19 protein-coding genes and 2 pseudogenes are annotated in these 23,061 nt (G+C 46.6%); 16 read left to right on the top strand and 5 right to left on the bottom strand.

The window, feature by feature from the left end:
• Positions 1-255: 255 nt before the first annotated feature.
• The gene (locus RIG27_RS17800) at positions 256-1,596 is read right to left on the bottom strand and encodes a cytochrome P450 (RefSeq protein ID WP_446347304.1); all 1,341 of its coding nucleotides are present in this window, start codon (positions 1,594-1,596) and stop codon (positions 256-258) included.
• A gap of 829 nt (positions 1,597-2,425) precedes the next feature.
• Here RIG27_RS17800 and adhE point away from each other — a divergent pair.
• The 8 genes from adhE (at position 2,426) to RIG27_RS17760 (ending at position 11,748) form a co-directional block, all read left to right on the top strand.
• Positions 2,426-5,110, top strand: coding sequence for a bifunctional acetaldehyde-CoA/alcohol dehydrogenase (gene adhE, locus RIG27_RS17795; protein WP_446347302.1), 2,685 nt, complete (start codon positions 2,426-2,428; stop codon positions 5,108-5,110).
• A 61-nt stretch (positions 5,111-5,171) separates the two neighbouring features.
• On the top strand, positions 5,172-5,711 hold the full coding sequence (gene hoxE, locus RIG27_RS17790; protein ID WP_446345961.1) for a bidirectional hydrogenase complex protein HoxE: 540 nt from the start codon (positions 5,172-5,174) through the stop codon (positions 5,709-5,711).
• A gap of 462 nt (positions 5,712-6,173) precedes the next feature.
• Positions 6,174-7,790 (top strand): NADH-quinone oxidoreductase subunit NuoF, encoded by a 1,617-nt coding sequence (gene nuoF / locus RIG27_RS17785; RefSeq protein WP_446347299.1) that lies wholly within the window; start codon positions 6,174-6,176, stop codon positions 7,788-7,790.
• 177 nt (positions 7,791-7,967) lie between these two features.
• A complete protein-coding gene (hoxU, locus tag RIG27_RS17780; RefSeq protein ID WP_446345957.1) occupies positions 7,968-8,684 on the top strand; it encodes a bidirectional hydrogenase complex protein HoxU in 717 nt (238 codons plus the stop codon).
• 141 nt (positions 8,685-8,825) lie between these two features.
• Entirely contained in the window at positions 8,826-9,374 is a 549-nt protein-coding gene (locus RIG27_RS17775; protein ID WP_446347297.1) for an NADH-quinone oxidoreductase subunit B family protein, read from the top strand.
• Between the two features lie 85 nt (positions 9,375-9,459).
• Positions 9,460-10,884 (top strand): Ni/Fe hydrogenase subunit alpha, encoded by a 1,425-nt coding sequence (locus tag RIG27_RS17770; protein WP_446347295.1) that lies wholly within the window; start codon positions 9,460-9,462, stop codon positions 10,882-10,884.
• Between the two features lie 175 nt (positions 10,885-11,059).
• Positions 11,060-11,329 (top strand): trypsin-like peptidase domain-containing protein, encoded by a 270-nt coding sequence (locus tag RIG27_RS17765; protein ID WP_446347293.1) that lies wholly within the window; start codon positions 11,060-11,062, stop codon positions 11,327-11,329.
• 20 nt (positions 11,330-11,349) lie between these two features.
• On the top strand, positions 11,350-11,748 hold the full coding sequence (locus tag RIG27_RS17760; RefSeq protein ID WP_446347291.1) for a hypothetical protein: 399 nt from the start codon (positions 11,350-11,352) through the stop codon (positions 11,746-11,748).
• Positions 11,749-11,788: 40 nt separating this feature from the next.
• On the opposite strand, the gene RIG27_RS17755 is transcribed toward RIG27_RS17760, so the two are convergent.
• Positions 11,789-12,319 (bottom strand): phosphoribosyltransferase, encoded by a 531-nt coding sequence (locus RIG27_RS17755; RefSeq protein WP_446347289.1) that lies wholly within the window; start codon positions 12,317-12,319, stop codon positions 11,789-11,791.
• Positions 12,320-12,618: 299 nt separating this feature from the next.
• On the opposite strand from RIG27_RS17755, the pseudogene RIG27_RS17750 reads away from it, so the two are divergent.
• The 4 genes and pseudogenes from RIG27_RS17750 to RIG27_RS17735 all read left to right on the top strand — a co-directional run.
• A pseudogene (locus RIG27_RS17750) lies at positions 12,619-12,738 on the top strand (patatin); the annotation flags it as partial.
• 127 nt (positions 12,739-12,865) lie between these two features.
• A complete protein-coding gene (gene rsmA / locus RIG27_RS17745; protein WP_446347287.1) occupies positions 12,866-13,726 on the top strand; it encodes a 16S rRNA (adenine(1518)-N(6)/adenine(1519)-N(6))-dimethyltransferase RsmA in 861 nt (286 codons plus the stop codon).
• Between the two features lie 124 nt (positions 13,727-13,850).
• On the top strand, positions 13,851-14,816 hold the full coding sequence (ispE, locus tag RIG27_RS17740) for a 4-(cytidine 5'-diphospho)-2-C-methyl-D-erythritol kinase (protein ID WP_446345939.1): 966 nt from the start codon (positions 13,851-13,853) through the stop codon (positions 14,814-14,816).
• 99 nt (positions 14,817-14,915) lie between these two features.
• On the top strand, positions 14,916-16,316 hold the full coding sequence (locus RIG27_RS17735; protein ID WP_446347285.1) for a protein kinase domain-containing protein: 1,401 nt from the start codon (positions 14,916-14,918) through the stop codon (positions 16,314-16,316).
• A 328-nt stretch (positions 16,317-16,644) separates the two neighbouring features.
• On the opposite strand, the gene RIG27_RS17730 is transcribed toward RIG27_RS17735, so the two are convergent.
• Positions 16,645-17,853 (bottom strand): RNA-guided endonuclease InsQ/TnpB family protein, encoded by a 1,209-nt coding sequence (locus RIG27_RS17730; protein WP_446347283.1) that lies wholly within the window; start codon positions 17,851-17,853, stop codon positions 16,645-16,647.
• A 56-nt stretch (positions 17,854-17,909) separates the two neighbouring features.
• Between RIG27_RS17730 and tnpA the strand changes: the two are divergent.
• Positions 17,910-18,338: pseudogene (gene tnpA / locus RIG27_RS17725) on the top strand (IS200/IS605 family transposase).
• A 311-nt stretch (positions 18,339-18,649) separates the two neighbouring features.
• Here tnpA and RIG27_RS17720 read toward each other — a convergent pair.
• A complete protein-coding gene (locus RIG27_RS17720; RefSeq protein WP_446347281.1) occupies positions 18,650-20,038 on the bottom strand; it encodes a GTP-binding protein in 1,389 nt (462 codons plus the stop codon).
• A gap of 350 nt (positions 20,039-20,388) precedes the next feature.
• Here RIG27_RS17720 and RIG27_RS17715 point away from each other — a divergent pair, with 350 nt between their 5' ends.
• Both RIG27_RS17715 and RIG27_RS17710 read left to right on the top strand, forming a co-directional pair.
• Positions 20,389-20,796 (top strand): hypothetical protein, encoded by a 408-nt coding sequence (locus RIG27_RS17715; RefSeq protein WP_446347279.1) that lies wholly within the window; start codon positions 20,389-20,391, stop codon positions 20,794-20,796.
• Entirely contained in the window at positions 20,796-21,056 is a 261-nt protein-coding gene (locus RIG27_RS17710) for a PEP-CTERM sorting domain-containing protein (protein WP_446347277.1), read from the top strand. Before RIG27_RS17715 ends, RIG27_RS17710 begins: the two co-directional genes overlap by 1 nt.
• Before the next feature lie 436 nt (positions 21,057-21,492).
• Here the strand turns inward: RIG27_RS17710 and RIG27_RS17705 are convergent, their stop codons facing one another.
• A complete protein-coding gene (locus RIG27_RS17705; RefSeq protein WP_446345929.1) occupies positions 21,493-21,645 on the bottom strand; it encodes a hypothetical protein in 153 nt (50 codons plus the stop codon).
• 205 nt (positions 21,646-21,850) lie between these two features.
• Here RIG27_RS17705 and RIG27_RS17700 point away from each other — a divergent pair.
• Positions 21,851-23,061 (top strand): RNA-guided endonuclease InsQ/TnpB family protein (locus RIG27_RS17700; RefSeq protein WP_446347276.1); only part of this gene is annotated, 1,211 nt, incomplete at its 3' end.

The following is a 23,061-nucleotide window of genomic DNA, read 5'->3' as shown; positions in this document are numbered from 1 at the left end:
TGCTCGCTACATTGAGCATCTTGCTCGCTACATTGAGCATCTTGCTCGCTACATTGAGCATCTTGCTCGCTACATTGAGCATCTTGCTCGCTACATTGAGCATCTTGCTCGCTACATTGAGCATCTTGCTCGCTACTCATTCCCAATTTAAATACATGACAGCTTATCGGTGGGTTACGGCGGATAGTTTACTAGTCATTATCGCCTGAATTTAAGCCCCGCCTAACCCACCCTACGTGACTATGTGACAAAGACCTAATTTTCAGCCTCTCGCCGCCAAAACTTAACCCGCAAACCATCGCGGGGGTGGGGTGTCGGTACTGCAACCATGTCCAGATTCTGTTCCGGAAGTAGTTCCCACTGATAATCGCGCACTAACAATGCGGTAAACAATTTCATCTCCAATTTGGCAAACTCTCGTCCTAAACATTCGCGCACCCCACCGCCAAAGGGAACATAACTAAAGGGTTTGGATTTATCCTCCGCCCGTTCTGGGTTAAACCGTTCTGGGTCAAATTGTTCCGGTTGCGTATAAGTATCACTATCCTGATGGGTTCTGCTAATTAGATATTGAACTGACCATCCTTTTGGTAGCTGATAGCCGTTCAACTCGCAAGACTGAATGACTTCCCGAAACCCACCGCCAACCGGGGGAATCAGACGCATTACTTCCTTGAGGACTTGTTCGAGATAGGTCATCTGCTTTAAATCCTCCATCGTCCATGAACTTTGCAGATTCAGTTGCTGTTGTTCGGCGCGGATGGCGGCTAAACTATCGGGATGCTGGGCTAAGAGCAGACAAGTAGATGCTAGTGCTGATGTTAACGTTTCATGACCCGCAAAGAGTAACAATAAGATTTGGTCTTTGAGTTCCTCTAAACTCAAACTATTCCCCGCTTCATCCCGCGCTTGCAATAGTAGTCCCAAGGCATCTTGACCGGGGTCACTGGATTGTTGGCGTTGGCGGATAATCTGCTCAATCTGGTTCAGTAGTTGCTTGCGGCAATGCAACGCACGACCAAATTTTGTCCACGGTAAGGGTAAGGCAATGCTAAACAACCCGTTACACCACTCTTCAAACCATTGTCCCAGATTCGTTTCTGAGGCAGCGTCTAGTCCCACCAGCAATTTGCAGGCAATATCAAAGGTCAACTTTCTCAATTCTGGATACCATGTAAATGTACCCAGATGCTCCCATTTATGTAAATAACCCTGGGCAATCTCTGCCATTGCGGTCAAATATCCTGCCAACGCCCTAGGTTGAAAGGCTTGGGAGAGTATTTTGCGTCGTTGCAGATGGTCTGAACCTCCCTGTACCGCTAGAGACGTGGGTCCCAGGAGTATTTTTGTGCTGGGGGGCCAGGTGCTGGTAAAGTACTGGTTCTCATGGGTGAAGACAAAGCGGTTCGCCTCGGAACCGCTAATCATCACCGTCGGACGTCCAAATAACTTTGTCTTGAATATCGACCCATATTTTTGCTGCCGCTTCTTGGCAAAGTCGGGATCACGGAAAAATTGGATGGTTTCCCCAATCAACGGTAAACCGAAATGACCGGGAGGTAAGGGTCGGGATTTTAGTTCGTCGGTGGTCGTCATCGCCTATCAATATTAAAAGAATAATTTCATTGTGTTAAGTTTATTTTAAATTTGCAACGTTTACGTCTAGAGATAGAGGAACCCCGTCACCTCAGTGGTAATTCTCCCCCTATCGACAAACCGATACGGCAAGTGCTATTAAGGACATGCAGTCGCCTTGTCGGATACTTGGTTCATGGTTAACAGTTTTGGCAGGTTGAAAAAGCTAGTCTGGCACTTGAACAACTCAAGCGTTGTTTATTAAGAAAGTCTAAAAATCAGGAGGCTTAAGTCTAGCACAATCCTAAAAAAATAATGGATTTATTGGTTTACAAATCTCCCATTCGAGATAGTATAGTAGGTGTGATGGGAGGAAAAAGTATTTCTTAGATTCCTAGGACTACCCTAGACATGAATCCTTGATCTATACTGCATTTGGAGGAACTGTCTGCTGGTTGATAATCGGGTTGATCATCCTAGGGAATTAGGGGGATCAGATGTGAGTATTCCCATGAGGAGATTTTTCGCTTTCCCCGCCCACTTTATACTGGGAGTCGATACTATTGCCAGTGATGAAACGGTAATCAGAACAGACGATAGGTTAGGACAAAGGACAGAAAAATATGCCTTGGACTTCGCTTAAGACCACAAATTATAATTATAAACAACTTATAATTATAAACAACCGGAGATAGTAATATATCCTCGGTGAGAATTAAAGGAGTAACTCAGTCGCTTTAGCGGGGAAACCTGCCCGATTTCTACAGGAGCGAGCAAATAACCAGAACAAAATTAAAAATGGGTGTGAGGAACGTAATCAATCCGCATGACGAGACTTACTGCAACCAACATGATCAAAGTCACAAACCATCAGGAACTCGAAGAATTAATTCAACGGGTTAAAAACGCTCAAACCCAATACGCTGGCTACACGCAAGAGCAGGTCGATGCCATCTTCAAAAAAGCGGCACTCGCGGCTAATGCAGCCCGGATTCCTTTGGCAAAATTAGCGGTCAGTGAAACTGCCATGGGAGTGGTTGAGGATAAGGTGATTAAAAACCACTTTGCCTCGGAAATGATCTACAACAAGTACAAACATGATAAAACTTGTGGTGTTGTCGAAGAGGACAAATCGTTCGGTTTCCAGAAAATTGCTGAACCCGTTGGTATTTTAGCGGGGATAGTTCCCACCACCAACCCCACCTCAACGGCGATTTTTAAGGCATTAATTGCTCTGAAAACCCGAAATGGGATTATTTTCTCCCCTCATCCCCGTGCCAAACAATGCACCCTGGAAGCGGCAAAAGTCGTCTTAGACGCGGCGGTAGCGGCTGGCGCACCTGAGAATATTATCGGCTGGATTGATGAACCCACGGTGCCTCTTTCCCAAGCCTTAATGCAGCATCCTGATGTGAAGCTGATTCTGGCGACAGGGGGTCCGGGAATGGTGAAAGCCGCCTATTCTTCGGGACATCCCTCTCTCGGTGTTGGTGCAGGAAACACGCCAGCGGTGATTGACTCCAGCGCTCACATTAAAATGGCGGTGTCTTCGATTATTCTGAGTAAAACCTTTGACAATGGCATGATCTGCGCCAGTGAGCAGTCGGTGATTGTCTTGGATAATGTTTACGAGGAAGTTCGCCAAGAATTTATTAATCGCGGCGCTTACTTCTTGACGCCAGAAGAACGGGAAAAAATGGGGAGTAAAATTATTGTCAATGGGCGATTAAATGCCGAAATTGTCGGTCAACCTGTTGAGAAGTTAGCCGAATTAGCTGGATTTGCCTTACCGGAACAAACCCGGGTGATTATTGGCGAAGTGGAAAAGATTGGCACTGATGAACCCTTTTCCTTCGAGAAACTCTCCCCCGTTCTGGCAATGTATCGGGCTAAAGATTTTGAGGATGCGGTAGACAAAGCCGGACAATTGGTTGAATTTGGCGGACGTGGACATACGGCGGTGCTGTACACCAATCCAGCCAATGCTGACCATATTAAACGGTTTGAAGACCAAGTTGAGGCGTCTCGCGTCTTAATTAACACCCCCTCCTCCCAAGGTGCGATCGGGGATATCTATAACTTCCGCCTTGATCCCTCGTTGACGCTGGGTTGTGGTACTTGGGGAGGGAACTCCATCAGTGAAAATGTCGGACCGGAACACCTGCTGAACATAAAAACGATCGCGGAACGGCGGGAAAATATGTTGTGGTTCCGGATACCGCCCAAGGTGTACTTTAAGTATGGGTCCCTGCCCATCGCCCTGCGGGAGTTAGCGGGGAAAGAACGGGCATTTATCGTCACCGACAAACCCATTTACGATCTGGGGATGACGGCTAGCGTCGAAGAGGTTTTGGCTGAAATTGGGATCAAATACGATATCTTCTATGACGTAGAGCCAGACCCCTCCTTAGAAACCGTACACCGGGGATTGACGTTGATGAACACCTTCAAGCCCGATGTGATTATCGCCTTGGGTGGGGGTTCGCCCATGGATGCTGCCAAAATTATGTGGCTGATGTATGAGCATCCAGAGATTGAATTTGAGGGGTTAGCGATGCGGTTCATGGATATCCGCAAACGGGTGTATGAACTGCCCCCCTTGGGTGAGAAAGCGATGATGGTAGCCATTCCCACGACATCGGGAACGGGTTCAGAAGTTACCCCGTTTGCGGTAGTAACGGATCGCCGCAATGATATTAAGTATCCTTTGGCGGACTATGCCTTAACGCCAAATATGGCGATTGTAGACCCCGAATTAGTCCTAAATATGCCCAAGAGTCTCACCGCATTCGGGGGTGTCGATGCCTTGACTCACGCTTTAGAAGCTTATGTTTCGGTGTTAGCTAGTGAATATACCAATGGGTTGGCACTAGAGGCAATTCGCCTAATCTTTAAATACCTGCCTTCGGCATACAAAAATGGTGCAAATGATCCCAAGGCGCGGGAGAAAATGCACTATGCCGCCACGATGGCAGGGATGGCGTTTGCCAATAGTTTCCTGGGCATCTGTCATTCTATGGCACACCAATTAGGGGCTATTTTCCATGTCCCCCACGGGTTAGCGAATGCCATGTTAATTTCCCATGTTATTCGCTATAACGCCACGGATGCGCCCTTTAAGCAGGCGACATTCTCCCAATACAAGTATCCTAATGCCAAATGGCGCTATTCTCGGATTGCTGATTACCTGCACTTGGGCGGCGATAGCGAAGACGAGAAAATCAATCACCTGATTGGGGCAATTGAGGAACTCAAGCGTCAGGTGGGGATTCCGGCGGCGCTGAAGGATGTGATTAAGGAAAGTGAAGCGGAATTCTTCGCCAAGCTGGATGAAGTGGCGGATCAGGCATTTGATGATCAGTGTACGGGCGCGAACCCCCGCTATCCCTTGATTGCAGATCTTAAGGAAATCCTTACCAAAGCCTATCACGGCGACTTGGGTGAGGTTCCTGATGTCGAAACCGTCAACGGCAATGGTGCGATCGGTGATACCAATATCAAATCCGATACCCAACCTGCCGTACCGACGATGTAAACCTTTTGTGGGGTGGGCAAATGCCCACCCTACAGATACTCAAAATAAAGGAGAGTTAACTATGGCAACTGTGCCCACGTCTCGTGCAGACACCACGGCGGCGAAAAAGCCGAAGGAAGCCAAGAAAGGACATCCCAGTGGTGATAAGCGCTTCAAAGTTCTGGATATCACAATGAAGCGGGCTCAGTATCGTCCTGATGTTTTGATTGAAGTTCTCCACAAAGCACAGGAAGCCTTTGGCTATCTGGAGGAGGATGTGTTGCTGTATGTAGCACGAGGGCTAAAACTGCCCCTGAGTCGGGTGTATGGGGTGGCGACATTTTATCACCTATTCTCCCTGAAGCCCGGTGGCACTCATACTTGTGTGGTTTGTACGGGTACGGCTTGTTACGTCAAAGGTGGTGGACAAGTGCTATCGGCACTAGAGGAGCATTTTGGCATCCAAGTAGGTGACACCACCCCTGATGGCGAAATGTCCTTGCTCAGCGCCCGTTGTCTCGGTGCCTGCGGTATCGCCCCAGCCGTGGTGTTTGATGGCACAGTTGCGCCGAAACAAACCGCAGAATTGGCACTGGAGAAGGTGAAGGGATGGATGGATTGACTTCTCCCGCGACTAAAGTACGCGGGATTCTAAGCAGTTGTTTCGTAGCGGGTTAAAACCGCACTACTTCACAACTACAGGCTGTCACTGGACTATCTTACCAGTGGGAGCAGTCAAAGACCCCCTATACGCTCAGATATGCTGACATAAAGTCACATACATTGCGCTTACTTGCATCTCACAGTTCATTAAAGACCGTGCGGGTTTTTCACCGCTATTTGGGTCGAAAACTGTTCCATGAAGCTTTGGGTTTTTACCCGTCCGAGCTTTTCCTGACGGAACCCCATAGACCAAGTTTTCCAGGTGCTGTAGAATTTAGTTATACCTCGAAAAATAGAGTATGTCTAGGATAAAACCTAGGAAATTGAAGGTAGACTAAAGTCTATAAACTGAACGTTTTACTAGGTAAGGATAAAGTTTTTGCGGATGGGTTTATTCCACCACTGATGAGGAGAGAAAATTATGGATTTAACGGAACTGCAAGAAATTGCTGAAGCAGAACGTCAGGCGCAAAAAAGCATCCGCGTACATTGTTGTACGTCAACAGGTTGCCAAGCGGCGAATTCCTTGGGTGTAAAGAAAAATTTAGAGGGAGCGGTTAAAGCAGCAGATTTAGGCGATCGCGTGCAAGTCGTCGGTGTGGGGTGTATGGGGTTCTGCGGGCGAGGTCCTTTGGTGGAAATCGATCCCCAGGACAAACTATACGAGGAAGTGACTCCCGATGATGCTGCCAGTATTATTGAATCCCTTAACGGCGGGACAGCCACGGCGGATGAGGGCGATCTGAATCACCCCTTTTTTGCTCGCCAAGTGCGAATCGTCCGGGAAACCAGTGGCAAAATTGACCCGGAACGGATTGAAGAATATATTGCGGCTGGGGGATATCAATCCCTGTATAAAGTTATTCATGATATGACCCCGGCGGAGGTTGTCGATGAAATCAGCAAGAGTGGGTTGCGCGGACGCGGTGGCGGCGGTTATCCCACAGGATTGAAATGGGCAACCATGGCGAAGATGCCTGGGGAGCAAAAATATGTGATCTGTAATGCGGATGAGGGTGATCCCGGTGCGTTCATGGATCGCTCGGTGTTAGAGAGTGACCCCCATCGGGTTTTAGAAGGAATGGCGATCGCCGGATATGCGGTTGGTGCGACACAAGCGTTCATCTATGTTCGGGCGGAATATCCCCTCGCGATCGATCGCCTGCAAAAGGCAATCAAGCAAGCCAAAAGGCTCAGCCTTCTAGGTAGTCAAATCTTCGGCTCTCCCTTTGACTTCAAAGTTGATATCCGCATCGGTGCAGGTGCTTTTGTCTGCGGTGAAGAAACAGCCCTGATTGCCTCTGTAGAAGGCGGACGAGGTTTACCCCGCCCCCGTCCCCCCTACCCCGCACAATCGGGCTTATGGGGATGTCCGACTTTAATTAATAATGTTGAAACCTTTGCCAATATTGCGGTCATCATTCGGGAAGGAGCCGAATGGTACGCCAATATCGGCACCGAAAAGAGTAAAGGGACAAAAGTGTTCGCCCTAACGGGTAAAATCCGCAACAATGGTTTAATTGAAGTGCCAATGGGTATTACCCTACGCGAAATTGTCGAAGAAATGGGCGGCGGTGTACCAGATGGTGAGGTGAAGGCGGTGCAAACGGGGGGACCGTCTGGCGGTTGTATCCCCGCATCCCTACTCGATACCACAGTAGACTACGACTCACTGGTTACAATCGGCTCGATGATGGGTTCTGGCGGCATGGTGGTGATGGATGAAACTACCAGCATGATTGAAGTTGCCCAGTTCTACATGGAATTCTGTCGGGGAGAAACCTGCGGCAAATGCATCCCTTGTCGGGTCGGAACAGTGCAAATGTACCAAGCGCTGACCAAGATCCTCAAGGGAGAAGCCACGATGAGGGATATCGAACAACTCGAACAGCTCTGTGGCATGGTGAAAGACACCAGCTTGTGCGGTTTGGGTCAAACTGCACCGAATCCCGTCATGAGTACGCTGCGCTATTTCCGGGATGAGTATCTGGCGCTACTGCAAGATAGCCCAAATGGAAAAGTGGCGGTGAAGTCATAAGTCATCAGTCAATTGTAGGGGCGGGTTTAGGGACTAACGCTAATGAAAAACCGATAACGTTTCAACAAAACCCGCCCTTATTCCTCACGTTGTTGACAAAGGACGAATGACAAAGAACGAAGGATAAATGACAACTGACCAAGGATAAATGACAAAGGACAAAGGACAAAAAACGATATGTCAGTAAAAACATTGACAATTGATGGTGTTGATGTCGCCATTGAAGAAGGCGCAACCCTGCTAACCGCAGCCAAAGAAGCAGGTGTCCGTATCCCGACGTTGTGTCATCTAGAAGGGGTTACCGATGTGGGCGCTTGTCGGTTATGTTTGGTGGAGATTGAAGGGATTAACAAACTCCTACCCGCCTGTGTTACTGAGGTGTCGGAGGGAATGAAAGTTCATACCAATACCGAAACCCTCCAAGAATACCGCCGCATGGTTGTCGAAATGCTGTTTTCCGAAGGGAATCACATCTGCGCCGTCTGTGTGGTGAATGGCAATTGCCAATTGCAAGATGCGGCGATTGAGGTGGGGATGGATCATACCCGTTTCCCCTACCGTTTCCCACAACGAGACGTGGATGTATCTCATGATCGCTTCGGTCTTGATCACAACCGTTGTATTCTCTGTACTCGTTGTGTGCGAGTCTGTGATGAAATCGAAGGCGCTCACGTCTGGGATGTGGCAGGGCGGGGTCCGGCTTCCCGTATCATTAGCGGGTTGGCTCAGCCTTGGGGAGAGGTGGAAGCCTGTACCTCTTGTGGTAAGTGTGTGGATGCTTGTCCCACAGGTTCTCTTTTCCGCAAAGGTTCCACAGTCGCGGAAATGGAAAAAGACAGAGGGAAAGTAGAATTTTTAGTCACCGCACGGGAAGAGCATAAATGGACTCGGTGACAAAATAGGGGAGATAGGGGAGATGGGGGAGATAGGGGAGATGGGGGAGATGGGGAAGTTAACTCAAAACTCCTGTTTCCTGTTCCCTTTTCTTTAACAAATCCCCAATCACCAATCACCAATTGTTGGGAGAAATAAAACATGGCAAAGATCAAACTGGCGACTATTTGGTTGTGTGGCTGTTCCGGCTGTCACATGTCCTTTCTGGATCTAGACGAGTGGCTACTGGAACTGGCTGAGAAAGTGGATGTGGTTTTCAGCCCCGTGGCTTCTGATATTAAAGATTACCCCGAAGACGTGGATGTTTGTTTAGTAGAAGGGGGTGTCGCTAATGAAGAAAATTTAGAGTTAATTCGCATCGCGAGAGAACGTACCAAATTCCTGATTTCCTTTGGCGATTGTGCTGTAACCGCGAATGTACCAGCCCTGCGGAATATGTTAGGAGGGGCAGAACCGGTGCTGAAGCGCTGTTATTTGGAGTTGGGAGACGCGAATCCTCAATTGCCTAATTTCCCCGGAATTGTGCCAGAATTACTAGACCGCGTGCGCCCGGTACATGAGGTGGTTCACGTTGATTTATTTATGCCCGGTTGTCCGCCACCAGCCGACCGAATTCAAGCCACAATCGAACCGTTACTGCGCGGTGAAAAACCCGTTATGGAAGGACGCTCAATGATTAAGTTTGGATAGTCATTAGTCATTGATCATTGGTCATTGGTCATTCGGAAAAAGAAAACAAAGGACAAAGGACAAAGGACGAAGGACAAAAAAAGTTATGGCTAAAACAGTTGTTATTGATCCGGTTACTCGTATTGAAGGACACGCGAAAATTTCTATCTTTCTGGATGACGCAGGGGAAGTAGAAGACGCTAGATTTCATGTGGTGGAATTCCGGGGCTTTGAAAAGTTTTGTGAAGGACGCCCGATGTGGGAAATGGCGGGAATTACTGCGCGAATTTGTGGGATTTGTCCGGTGAGTCATTTACTGGCGTCGGCGAAAACGGGGGATAAAATCCAAGCGGTGAAGGTTCCACCTGCGGGTGAGAAATTGCGGCGGATGATGAATTTGGGACAAATTACCCAGTCTCACGCGCTGTCGTTTTTCCATTTGAGTAGTCCTGACTTTTTATTGGGTTGGGATAGTGATCCGGCGACTCGGAATGTGTTTGGTTTAATTGCGGCTGATCCGGATTTAGCCCGGAGTGGGATTCGTTTACGCCAGTTTGGTCAAACGGTGATCGAACTATTGGGGGCGAAAAAGATTCACCCGGCTTGGGCGGTTCCTGGGGGCGTGCGATCGCCTTTATCGGAAGAGGGGCGGGCATGGATACGCGATCGCTTACCGGAATCCCGTGCGACTCTAGATACCGCGCTGGGCTTGTTTAAGCAGTTATTGGATAAGTTTTCTACCGAGGTAGAAACCTTTGGTTTGTTCCCCTCCCTGTTTATGGGGTTAGTCGGCAAAGATGGACTCTGGGAACATTATGATGGTCATCTTCGCTTTAAAGATAGTGAAGGGAACATGGTGGCGGATGGACTCAGTGAGGATGATTATCAAGACTTTATGGGTGAAGCGGTTGAACCCTGGTCTTATCTGAAATTCCCCTACTATAAACCCCTAGGATACCCCGATGGGATTTATCGAGTGGGTCCATTAGCCAGACTGAATATCTGCGATCGCATGGGTACGGAAGCGGCGGATCGGGAGTTACAAGAATTTCGCGATCGCGCAGGCGGTGTAGCCACCTCATCCTTCTTCTATCACTATGCCCGCTTAGTGGAAATTCTGGCAGCTTTAGAACGGATTGAACAATTAGTTGAAGATCCAGATATTGTCTCCAAACGCACTCGGGCTGAAGCCGGAATTAACAGTTTAGAAGGCATTGGTGTCAGTGAAGCGCCCCGAGGCACATTGTTCCATCATTATAATGTGGATGAAAACGGGATTATCCAGAAAGTCAACATGATTATTGCCACGGGTCAAAATAATTTGGCGATGAACAAAACCGTGGCACAAATTGCCAAACATTACATCCACGGGAATGAAATACCCGAAGGGTTATTAAACCGAGTTGAAGCCGGAATTCGCGCCTTTGACCCCTGTTTAAGCTGTTCCACCCATGCTTTTGGTCAAATGCCTTTGCATATCCAATTAGTCGGTTCATCCGGGGATGTTGTCGATGAAGTCTGGCGTCAGTAATCTCGCTGGTTTAGGACTTACGCAACGCCTCTATCTGTAGTGGACTGACACAGCTAAAATTGTGGAATAGATTTGACGTTTAAACCGGGCGCACGCCATGCGCCCCTACAATGCTAATCCACCAATTAAGGTGTGCCACGCCAGTAGGGTGCTATCTTCGTAGCGTAACGCACCATTGCCACTGATTCACCATCCACGGGGACAATATGTTGTAGTTTCTGGCTTGGGTCAGATTGTGCAAGTGGGAGAGGATTACATCGACCATAATGTCAGTACCGATGAGGGTTCCTCTGGTGCGCCAATTTTCAATCGGGATTGGCAATTAGTGGCTATTCATCGGGGTAACCTGGGTATAGGGCGTGCAGGTCGTTCGCTTGAGGCAGGAACTACATCTGGTGTTCCTCTTCGCGCTTTTTGGAAACATATTCAAACTTCATTATCTTGATATTGGCAAGGAAGTGATTAATGATCTTTTGGCAGAACTTCTCAGAAACCTTCAGGCGAGACTCGCCGAAGTATCAAGCCCTTTTCTTACCGGAGTATCGGATTGATGTAGATTACGATACCACACCAATAAACGCGGGGGAAGCCTACTGTCGTTTGTGGTTAGTTGAGATGCGTTTAGCCAGAGATGTGGATTGGTTTAGGGAACGGTATCCCGTCGTTCATGCCGCGATTCGCTTCAATGCTATAAGCCTTTGTTCTACGCTTTCAAAGGTTTACATTACACTTGATAACTCCCAAAAGCTAGGGTTAGTCGTTTTCTTGGAATATATTAACAAACTTGACTCCAATTTATCTACAGACGATCAGTATTTTATTCAATACGTTATTACCAAAGGGGAGCAAGATTCCTTCGCGTAATCTAAGAGCATTTTCCCGGCTGTATTCCCTTCAAACACCTCTACGGAAATTGGACATCCTTAACCAAATAGCTGGCGGCTAATTCATCTGGACTAATACGTTCATAAGGTTCAAAGGGTTGATGAATCCAGGGATTGTCAGGTAAATAGTCCATGTAATAATCCGGGGTGATCAGGGAGTGAGCCTTGTACCACAAAACCGCCGTGCGAATCTCCTCCAGTTCATTACCATACCGTTCCTCTAGCCAATTCATCGATTCCCGCAGGCTAACGCCAGAATCCACTAAATCATCCACAAGCAGCACGCGATTCCCCAAGGTTTCCGTTGTCATCGTTAGATGGTGGGAAAAGGTGATGTCACCTCGAACACGGTTTTGGGAACCCCCATAAGACGATGCGGAAAGAATCGCTAAGGGTTTACTATAAATTCGGCAGAGGATATCCCCCACCCGCAGTCCTCCTTTAGCAATGCAGACAATTTGGTTAAACTCCCAGTTGGCTTGATAAATCTTGACGGCTAGGCGTTCAATTTTTTTATGGTATTCTGACCAAGTGACATACAAGTCTGACATAAGTATCGTCCAGTAAAGGGTCAATCGGGATAGAACGGTTCCCTTAAATCTTAAATAGGAAACCGGGAACGGGAAACGGGAAACAGTAGAAAAGAAAGTGGTTCGAGTGTTTTTTGTGTCATTAGCAACTATCCTGGGATTTCATGCCTGATTTGGAAATTCTATATAAGTTATAAATGTGACGCAAAAAAAATACCCTATTCCAACTTTTCTCCACTTTCCCTATTTATTACCTAAACGCTTTTCTAGAAACTGTAATATAAGTTACACTTAAACGATAGTTGGGGAGACATTTAAACGTGACATATCGAATTTTAAGCTTAGATGGTGGAGGCATTCGCGGCATTATCTCAGCGGTTATCTTAGCAGAAGTTGAACGAATTATCAACCAACCTTTAACCCAATATTTCGATTTGATGTTTGTTCCTCCTCTGCTCCCAGGCTGAAATATTTTTTAACCTTGTCGGGAAGGGTTTAGGGATTCAATCTAGCGAGTTCCCCACAACTGAACAAAAAAAATATTCCTTATTCATAATCAATAAGCTAATGACACCCAAAGCCCATAAACAATTCGCTCAACATTGGTTGCGTAGTGAAAAAGCCCTGAATCAAATCATCAAAGCAGCCAAGTTGCAGGCACGCGATCGCCTGCTGGAGATTGGTCCGGGAACGGGTGTGCTGACGCGGCGACTCTTAGGGGAGGTGGAGTCATTGGTGGCGGTTGAGATTGACCGGGATTTGTGCCAACGTTTGGTCAAAAGTTTAGGTCAAAACGAGAATTTTTTACTCTTACAAGGTGACATTCTCTCCCTGAACTTAGCCGAACATCTCGCCGCTTTTCCTCATTTCCAGTCTCCGAATAAAGTCGTTGCGAATATCCCCTACAACATTACTGGACCGATTTTGCAAACGCTGCTGGGAACCATCGCCCAACCCATTGATCCCGCTTTTGAGTTAATTGTACTCTTGGTGCAAAAAGAAGTGGCACAACGATTATGTGCCAAACCAGGTTCTAAGGCATTTGGTGCATTATCGGTGCGGGTACAATATCTGGCAGACTGTGACTGGATCTGTGATGTCCCAGCCATTGCCTTTTCCCCACCGCCAAAAGTTGACTCCGCCGTTGTCCGCTTGCGTCCCCGAATTGTAGACCCCTCAGCCGATAACCCCCAACAGCTAGAAACCTTAGTCAAGCTGGGTTTTGCCAGTAAGCGGAAAATGTTGCGAAATAACCTCAAATCCCTGTGCGATCGCGATACAATTAACCAATTACTCGAACAAGTAGAGAGTCATCCCCAAGCCCGTGCTGAAGACTTGAGCGTTAGCCAATGGGTTACTCTTGCCAATCGCTTAAATGAGACAGCAGGGGAAGCAAGGGAAGCTGTGGAAGCAGAGGAAGCAATGTAGAGACGTGCCATGGCACGTCTGGGAGCAGGGAATTGACTGATAGATTATGTCCACAAAGCTGCACGAGTAACCTATTCGATGTAATTTATAATTCATAATTCATAATTTATAACTCATCATTCCCATGCGTTCCTATTCCCTAATCGCCCCTGCCAAAATTAATCTGTATCTAGAAATACTAGGCGATCGCGCCGATGGGTATCATGAACTGGCAATGATCCTGCAAAGCATTGAACTCGCTGATCAGGTGAACATCCGAGCGATTGGTACGCAAACCATTCAAGTTCACTGTGATCATCCGCAAGTTCCCCTGGATAAAACCAATCTGGCTTATCGGGCGGTGGAATTGATGAGTCAAGAATTTCCCGATTGCTGGGCGCAGTTTGGCGGTGTGGAAATCTCCATCCAAAAGAATATTCCCGTCGCGGCTGGATTAGCTGGAGGATCAACCAATGCCGCCGCCGTGTTGGTAGGATTAGATATGCTTTGGCAACTGGGACTCACGCAGCCGGAATTACAAGAGTTAGCCGCGAAACTCGGTTCAGATGTACCCTTTTGTCTAGCAGGGGGAACCGCGATCGCAACGGGGCGAGGCGAAGAACTTGATCCCTTACCCAGTCTGGATTCGTTCTATGTGGTGTTAGCTAAACATCAAAATTTAGCCGTTTCTACCGCTTGGGCGTATCAAAGCTATCGGTCTCAGTTTAGCAATACTTATGGGCGTTCTGAGGGAGTAGATAAATCGATAACAACTGAAATGATAAATCCCCCCACTCGTGTCCATTCGGGTTCAATGGTTCAAGCAATTTTAAATAAAAATGTCGCCAAAATTGGTCAACTGCTATACAACGATTTGGAGCAAGTTGTACTCCCTAACTATCCCCAAGTCTTGCAACTGCGGCAAGCCTTTGAAAATTGCGGTGCATTAGGCACAATGATGTCCGGTTCGGGTCCTACCGTATTCGCTCTTTGTCAGTCTCAGGAACAAGCCCAAGCGCTTTTACAACACGTCCAGTCAGAAATCCCTGATCCAAATTTAGGGTTTTGGGTGACAAAGTTTGCCAGTCATGGGATTCAAATTGTCTCCTAATAATGATTGATAGGAGTTTGTAGTTGCGCTTTAGCGCCAGTTTCCTCACAGGAGTAGGTTGAAGGCGAGAAGGGGAAGATAGACAAGACGGGGGAGAGTATGACTTATTGTATTAAACCGGGATGCCTGACACCGGAAAATATCGATTCCGCTCACTTTTGTCAAACCTGTGGGGAAAGGCTACAGCTAAAAGAACGCTATCGCCCTCTACGCCCCCTCGGTAGCGGTGGATTCGGCAGAACATTTTTGGCAGTTGACGAAGATATTCCCAGTCAACCCTATTGTGTAATCAAACAACTTTATCTGGAAAACTCCGAGCCAGAAACCTTACCAAAGGCAAAAGAACTGTTTCACCAAGAAGCCATCCGTTTAGATGAATTGGGTAACCATTCGCAAATTCCCACCCTTCTGGCACATTTTGAGCAGAATCAACAACTTTATTTAATTCAAGACTTTATTCCGGGGCTAACCTTGAGCGAGGAGTTAACCCAGCAGGGACAGTACAACGAAGAGCAAATTTGGGAATTATTGCGTGAACTATTACCCTTGATTCGCTATATTCATGCCCATCGTGTACTCCATCGAGATATCAAACCTGCCAATATTATCCGCCGCCAAGATGATGGGAAATTAGTGTTAATTGATTTTGGCGTTGCCAAATTGCTGACGGATACCGCCTTACTGCAAACAGGTACAATTATTGGTAGCCCAGAATATATGGCACCGGAACAACTTAAAGGCAAAGCATTTTGGGCAAGTGACCTGTATAGTGTGGGAGTAACCTGTCTTTATTTGCTGACTCAGGTCTCCCCCTTTGACCTGTATGATACATTCAATGAAACCTGGGTGTGGCGAGATTTTTTACCCCCTGGAACCCAGATTAGCGATCGCCTAGGCAAAATCCTGGATCAGTTGACTCATTCTAGTCTCAAACAACGCTATCAATCGGCTGATGAGGTGATCACGGATTTGACCCCTGCTATATCTCCTCCCGTAGGCACTCATTTTATCAACTTTCGGCAACCCAAAACCCGCAAAACTAAACGAAATCGTCTCGCCTCAGAAGTGGGAATTGACTATCAGCGACTAAAGCAACTTTTGGTTCCCCATAAATGGCAAAAAGCAGATGAAGAAACCTGGATAATATTGGGTCAAGCCTGTGGCAAATTCCCCGGTTATTATCTGAAGTTGAGTGATATTCAAGAGTTACCCTGTGAAGACTTGCGGACTTTGGATCAGCTATGGATGAAATACAGTAAACACCATTTTGGCTTTACGGTGCAAAGCCGCATCTATCAAGAGGTTGAAGCCGATTATCCCAGTTTCTGCGATCGCGTGGGTTGGTCGGTTCACAATCCTAACGTTCCGGATACAGCCTATCAGTTTAATCTCAAATCTCCAGCCGGACATCTACCATCCCGTCGCTGGGTGGGAGGATATTACGACTGGTGGCGTCATGCTGAAGTTATGGCGGCTAAGTTGGAACAATGTGGTTTGTAGTAAGGGCTTTAGCCTTAGATCAGGTTGGGTTTCCTAGGGAACCGATCAAGTATTCCCAAAAACCGGGTTTATGGAGGCTTGATCAGGAGGATTTTAGATCAGCATGATTTCTCCCTTTTGGGGGACGATCTGGAGGCGTAAATCTTGATACCAAAGAGAATAGGCTTGGATGTTTTTGTCGGATGATATGTAGATCTGATCCGAATCCGCAAAAACTCAGATAACCATTGCAGTGTAAAGAATATGGAGATTGACACTCCCTCGCCTGAGACGAGGGATTCTTCTTTCATCCAGAAGCCTTAGAATATTGATTTTCATCAATACACGCCTAGGCCAACTGTCCAGAAGCGTTTACCCAGTATTCCTGAGAGATTCGCGTATGCCCTACGCTATCTAAAGCCTTAATCAAAATGTTTATGGCAGCATTCCAGTCTCTATCGAGGACAGCACCGCAGCTACAAACATGAGTACGGGTACTCAAAGACTTCTTAACCCTAGCTCCGCAGCAAGAGCAATCCTGCGAGGTGAAGCTAGGGTTTATTGCTACCAATTCTCTACCAAATAGGTTGGCAAAGTATTCCAGCCATTCGCGGAATATTGTCCAACCAGCATCTGATATTGATTTAGCTAACTTGTGGTTCTTAACCAGTCCTCGAACATTTAAATCCTCAATCGCCACGAAATCGTTAGATTTCATTACGCATCTTGCTAGTTTAACCGCAAAATCTTTACGTTGGCGACTGACTTTTAAATGCTGTCTACCCAGCCTATGCTGAACTTTTTTCCGATTCTGACTACCTTTTGTGCATTTAGAGAGTCGGCGTTGTAGTCGTTTTAACTTTTTCTCGGACTTCCTGAGAAAACGAGGGTTGTTTACCTGGTTTCCATCTGAGTCAGTGTAGAAATAGTTGAGTCCAACATCTAAACCAATTTGCCTGTTTATCTGCTTAACACCGAGCGAAGTCGAGGTGTCAACGCTTTCACGACGTTCTACGTCAATACAAAACTGAGCATAGTAAGCATCAGTCCGTCTGATCAGGCGAATCCGCTTGATTTGGGATTGCTGATAGAAATGCAGATCTCGCGTTCCAACCAGTTTTAAGCGACCGATGCCTGTTTTGTCAGTGATAGTTAGATACTTTCTGTTGTCAGAAAGCTTCCAGCCACTTGTCTTATATTCGACTGAGCGACAGTTTTTCTTAAACTTAGGGAAGCCCTTCTTGCCTTGTACAGACGCGCCATGGCGCGTCTCTATCTTTTTACAGTTATCGTAGAATCGACTGATACTAGCCCAAGCGCGTTCAGCAGCAGCTTGACGCGCCATTGAATTTAAAGCAGCAACAAAAGGAGACGCCGGAGCCTCGGACAAAACCTTGGTGTACTTGTTCAAAGTATACCGATTGACCTTTTTCTCTCTGGGAGCGTCTAGCCAGTATCGCAAGCATTTATTGCGAATAAACTGACCTATTCTTATGGCTTCGTCTATTGATCTAAGTTGAGCTTTGGAAGCTTTTACCTTAAATTCATAAACTAGCATCGTCTCGACCTGTTGATGTGTTATTTTAACAGTACCAGTTTAACCGTCTATTGTCAATGCATCCAGAAACCAAATACAAAACGAGTCGTAGAGCTGTATACAATCTCACTGTACATATCGTGTTTGTGTCTAAATACCGTAGAAGCGTATTCACGAAGAAGATGCTAGTAAGGTTGTCGGAGGTGTTCGAGTCTGTAGCGAATAGTTGGGAATCAGAAGTTCTCCAGTTTAATGGAGAAGAAGACCATGTACACCTCCTTCTTTCTTAGCCGCCCCACAAGTTGTTAAGCAGTCTGATTGCCAATTTGAAAGCCACATCATCTAAGACGATGTGGCGAGAATTTGAACCCGTGTTAACTTCTATTTACAAGAAAAGGGTTTTGTGGACGGGTTCTTATTTTGTCTCTAGCTGTGGTGGCGTTACAATAGAAAGGCTTAAGGTTTACATCCAGGATCAACAATGTCCTGATTCATCCCGTCGCTGAAAGCGAGGGTCTTCTCAGGACAGCGAGAGATAAAATACACCATTGGGTTCGTAGTAGGGAACCTTAGCCCTAGATTTTGTTGGGTTTCCTACATACACCCAACCTACAATTCCACTATTTTAGCTGTGCCACGCCAGTAGACTAAGCCTTCTCAAAAAGCACGATCATGTCTGCTGAAATTCCCAGCACTGTTAAATATCCCATTTTAATTTAATCTGAAGGGCGGGTTTTGTTGAGAGGTTATCGGTAGATAGCAAAATTAAACAGCTAAACCCGCCCCTACAAATGACAAATGACAATCCCCACCTACTTTAAGATAGATGTTGACCCAATTCCTGTCGCAGGCGATAGAGAATCATATCTGGTTCAACTTGATTAAGAATATCTTGAATCACCGTACTCGCACCTAAAGGTCCCCAAGTGCAGCCTTGTTCCAGATACACTTGTGCCGCATGACCAACTGTGTAGGCTCCATAGCCAGCAATTCCAGCTTGAGTCACGGCGGTTCCAGCAAAAGCCGTGACTCCACCAATACTGGCAACGGCTGAAGCACTTTTACCCATTCCCAACAGCGCACTACTTCCCAGTTCACCCAACAGTAAACCCCCAGAACTAACTAATATTTTGCGCCATAACTTTCCCGCTTCATAACTTGTCATCGGTAAACCATAGAGTCGAGATAAGGAACGAATCAGCGCCAAGTCTGCTACAGTTCCCCCTAAAATATCCAAGATACCAATCGGATTCAGCGCCACTGCCAAAGCTTTATACTTAGCAAAGCGCCAGATTAAATCTTCGGCGTCTGCCTTACGTTGTGCCACAGTCTTCTGGGCAATGCTAACTTGGGCAGTTCGGGCTTGAAATAGGGCATTAAGTGCCAACAGCGATCGCCCTTCACGATTGAGTATCCTTAAAATGGCTTGCTGCAACTCATCTACCTGCGGCGGTAGGGTTTCCCATTCATAATTGACGGTTCCATCGGGCAATTCCACCCGCACTTGTATGGGAGACGGTTCGGCGGCGACCCGAACAATCTCCTCAGGTGATAACATCTTTTGTAAGCGGCGATCGCGGGGAGTGCCTGTACCCAGTTCTTGCAGTTGCTGGTAAATCGCTTCTCTATCCTGTTCTGGATACAAATCAATTTTGTTAAATACCAGAATCAGCGGCTTTTGGGCTTGTCGCAGTTCCGACAACGCCTGATACTCCGTGCGAGTAATATCCCCAGCCACGACAAATAAAATTAAATCAGCCTCAGACGCCACCTGTTGTGCCATCTGCGCCCGTGCTTCTCCCTGAACTTCATCTAATCCCGGTGTATCAATTAACTCAACCTGTACTTTCCCCTCACCACCAGGCGTCCAACGTACCGACTTGGGCCACTGGGTTACCCCATGCAGAGGACCCGTTTGCAAGATTTTCTGACCCAGCAACGCATTGACAACAGCCGATTTCCCACGACTGACTAACCCAAAGGTGGCAATACGAATCACACCTTGGTCAAGTTTGTCTAAGCTAAACTGCAATACCTCCAGTTCATTCTGGAGGGCGGCTTGCAGTTCCACATCGGGAAGGGGGCGGCGGTGATGCAGGTTGTTGTACCAGAACAACGTATGCCGCAAACTGGCACGAGCGCGGTGAATATAGTAGTCTTGGCGATTGCGGCTGGGTTTAGGGGAAGAGGATGGTGATTGACTCAAGGTTAGATGGGAAAGGATGAGCTACAGTTCTATTTTCGTATAATCTGTGTTGGATGTTTGGACTACAACTCAGGATTCTGGAGTATGGAAACAATTCTGAGTTTTTTGATTTTATCGTTATTAGTGTCGGTTGGGTTTCGAGTTCGCAAGAACCCAACGATTCGTGGCGTGTCACGCCCAATTTGATAGTTTAGGCTTACGCCCAGAAACCGGAGGGGCGCCCAGACGTGCGCCTGATTAAACCGTCAAATCTATCCCACAATTTTAGCTGTGTCACGCCAGTAGCACCGACGTCCAAGCTGTGATAAAATTCACAAAATAATCAAAACTCAGACTATTCAAAACAAGTAATGCAGACTACCGCTCATAAAATTGGCACGTTGGGACTAGCAACGGCGACAGTGTTAGGATTGACTGCTTTCCAATCTGCTGAAGCGGCATCTATGTATACGGTGACTGACCTGGGTACACTCTCTGGTAGAGAGAATGATCCTCATGTCCCAATCAGCATTAATAATGTTGGGCAAATTGTTGGCAGGAGTGGACTCCTCTTTGATGAGGACAGGCGTGCCTTTTTGTGGGACAACGGCGTGATGACTGACATTGGTAGTCTTGAGGGTTTAAAGAGCGAAGCATTTGATATTAATGACTCTGGGCAGATAGTAGGTCATTCAGAAATTAACACGCCAGATTTTTTCTCTTCCCCCCCCCCTATGCAATTTATCCCTCTCATGCTTTTCTCTGGGAAAACGGAGTGATGATTGACATCAACAGTTTATTTCCTGCTGACTCCGGCTTTAAACTCTTTGCTGCCAATAATATAAATGATGTTGGACAAATTACGGGACTAGGCTGGATTAATAATATCCCCAGTCAGGTCTTATTAACACCTGTATCTGACTCTACGCCAGTCCCAGAACCTCTGACTATTCTTGGTTCAGCAACCGCTTTAGGATTTGGAGCTTTATTCAAGCGAGAGCATTCAATAAGACGAAAAAAAGCCAAGTCAAACGATTAAAATAAGAAGAAGAAGAAGACTTACGCTCCATCCGTGTCAACTTAAGGTAAAAAAGTAAGCCGTTCGAGTTCCCTCCCCTTGATAGGCTATGCATTACCCACATCTTTCTTAAGATTAGCGAGAGCGATCGCTCTCGCCCTCTCCAACCCCCATTCCTACATAGGCAATTCTCAATAAAGTTGAGCTTTTCTCAAGAAAAGTTTGTGGGAATTTGTCAAGTCTCATAGGATTGATTGGCTTTGAAAGCCTTGTTTCACAAGGCTTTCAGGATTGTTAAGAAAGATGCGTATAACGCATAGCCTTGATAGGGGAGGGTTAGGGTGGGGTCAGATCAAGGTATTGCTTTCGTTTTAAGCTTAAGTTGACACCAATGCTGAGGCTCTTTCCCAAACTTAACATTCAGAGTACGCAACACTTTGTCAAGTTTTTTGATGACCTAGGAGGAATGCCACTGACTGGTATGTTGGTGGGCAATGCCCACTACTGGCGTGGCATAGCTAAAGTTGTGGAATAGATTTTGGCGATTTTCTGGGCGCACGCCGTGCGCCCCAGAAGATGCTAATCCACCAATTAAGGTGTGCCACGCCACTAGGGTATATCAAAGGTTTCGGTGATTCCCTAATGCAAATTTTCAGTGCCATTCGACCTAAGAGTGCGATCGCGCTTTCTGCTCTACGATTGAACGTAATTGCGGCCTTCCCCGACTTCAACGACAGTAAGTCGGGGAAGGATAGCAGACAAACTAGGAATTAAATATTCCGCAGTTTGTCAAATTTTTATGGTAAAATATAGGCATGAAAACACGTAGAGCAACCTATAGAATTTATCCAAATAAGGCTCAATGTGACCAGCTTCATTGGGCTAGAAAAATGCACTGTGAACTCTATAACGCGGCAATTGCTAACCGGAGGACGCAGTACAAGCGCTTTGGTCATTCTGTTGACTATTTTGAGCAACAGAATTGTTTACCTGATTTTAAGGAAGTTTGGATTGAGTATGCCGAATTAGGTTCTCATACGTTACAAGCTACATTAAAGCGGGTTGATTTTAGCTATAAACGATTTTTTCAAGGATTGGGTAAGTATCCCAGGTTCAAAGCCAAGCGGCGGTATAGTGGCTGGACATATCCAGACAAAGCAGGTTGGAAAGTTTTGTCTAATGGTAAAAATGGTTACTTGGAACTGAGAGACCTTGGTTTTAAGATTCAAATGCGAGGTCAAGCTAGGACTTGGGGAACTCCAACAACCTGCACAATCTTTTTTAGAAACGGTAAGTGGTATGCGTCAATTACCGTGCAGTGCAATCCGACTCGCCAAACAGGTACAGGTTCAATTGGAATAGATTTAGGTTGCCAAGACGCGGTAACGCTTTCAACTGGCGAGAAAATTGCTAAACCAGATTTTATTAAGGAGGGGCATAAGAAGGTTAAGGTAGCCTCAAAGCGGTTAAGACGCAAGAGATCACCTAATAGGAACAAAAAAGTTAAGGGTTCGAGACGATGGAAAAAAGAACGAAAGCGGATTTCTACGCTTCAGGGTAAGATAGCCCGACAACGAGAAGACTGGCTGCACAAAACAACCAGCGAGATAGTTAGCGGTAATAGCCTAATTGCTGGAGAGCAGTTAAATGTCAAGGGCATGACTCGAAAAGCCAAGAAGGGTAAGCGAAAGAGACAAAAAGCCGGGTTAAATCGGTCTATTCTCGACGTTGGGTTTGGCATAGTCGGTGATTTATTAACCTACAAAGCTGCTGAAGCGGGCGGGTTCTATGTCGAGTCACCAACTAAAACGCTCAAGCCAACTCAAAGATGCGCTAAATGTTGGGAATTAACGCCTAAGAGTTTAGCTGATAGAGTTCATGTTTGCTCTAATCCTGACTGTGGTCATACCGAAGACAGAGATGTTAATGCCGCCCAAGTAAATGAGATTTGGGGAAGGGGTTTGGAACGAACCTCTTTAGACGTGGAGTCGCCTAGCTCTACTGATTGCTCCAAGCATGAAGCAGC

It is taken from the genome of Coleofasciculus sp. F4-SAH-05 (genome assembly GCF_040222985.1).
Lineage (GTDB): Bacteria > Cyanobacteriota > Cyanobacteriia > Cyanobacteriales > Coleofasciculaceae > Coleofasciculus > Coleofasciculus chthonoplastes.
Note: the sequence above shows the minus strand (reverse complement) of the source record. Positions and strands in the feature narration are given on the sequence as shown.

What these genes read in the sequence shown, in the direction of transcription:
- RIG27_RS17800 (WP_446347304.1), bottom strand. Translation starts at nt 1,596, where the DNA reads ATGACGACCACCGACGAACTAAAATCCCGACCCTTACCTCCCGGTCAT.
- adhE (WP_446347302.1), top strand. Translation starts at nt 2,426, where the DNA reads ATGATCAAAGTCACAAACCATCAGGAACTCGAAGAATTAATTCAACGG.
- hoxE (WP_446345961.1), top strand. Translation starts at nt 5,172, where the DNA reads ATGGCAACTGTGCCCACGTCTCGTGCAGACACCACGGCGGCGAAAAAG.
- nuoF (WP_446347299.1), top strand. Translation starts at nt 6,174, where the DNA reads ATGGATTTAACGGAACTGCAAGAAATTGCTGAAGCAGAACGTCAGGCG.
- hoxU (WP_446345957.1), top strand. Translation starts at nt 7,968, where the DNA reads ATGTCAGTAAAAACATTGACAATTGATGGTGTTGATGTCGCCATTGAA.
- RIG27_RS17775 (WP_446347297.1), top strand. Translation starts at nt 8,826, where the DNA reads ATGGCAAAGATCAAACTGGCGACTATTTGGTTGTGTGGCTGTTCCGGC.
- RIG27_RS17770 (WP_446347295.1), top strand. Translation starts at nt 9,460, where the DNA reads ATGGCTAAAACAGTTGTTATTGATCCGGTTACTCGTATTGAAGGACAC.
- RIG27_RS17760 (WP_446347291.1), top strand. Translation starts at nt 11,350, where the DNA reads ATGATCTTTTGGCAGAACTTCTCAGAAACCTTCAGGCGAGACTCGCCG.
- RIG27_RS17755 (WP_446347289.1), bottom strand. Translation starts at nt 12,319, where the DNA reads ATGTCAGACTTGTATGTCACTTGGTCAGAATACCATAAAAAAATTGAA.
- rsmA (WP_446347287.1), top strand. Translation starts at nt 12,866, where the DNA reads ATGACACCCAAAGCCCATAAACAATTCGCTCAACATTGGTTGCGTAGT.
- ispE (WP_446345939.1), top strand. Translation starts at nt 13,851, where the DNA reads ATGCGTTCCTATTCCCTAATCGCCCCTGCCAAAATTAATCTGTATCTA.
- RIG27_RS17735 (WP_446347285.1), top strand. Translation starts at nt 14,916, where the DNA reads ATGACTTATTGTATTAAACCGGGATGCCTGACACCGGAAAATATCGAT.
- RIG27_RS17730 (WP_446347283.1), bottom strand. Translation starts at nt 17,853, where the DNA reads ATGCTAGTTTATGAATTTAAGGTAAAAGCTTCCAAAGCTCAACTTAGA.
- RIG27_RS17715 (WP_446347279.1), top strand. Translation starts at nt 20,389, where the DNA reads ATGCAGACTACCGCTCATAAAATTGGCACGTTGGGACTAGCAACGGCG.
- RIG27_RS17710 (WP_446347277.1), top strand. Translation starts at nt 20,796, where the DNA reads ATGATTGACATCAACAGTTTATTTCCTGCTGACTCCGGCTTTAAACTC.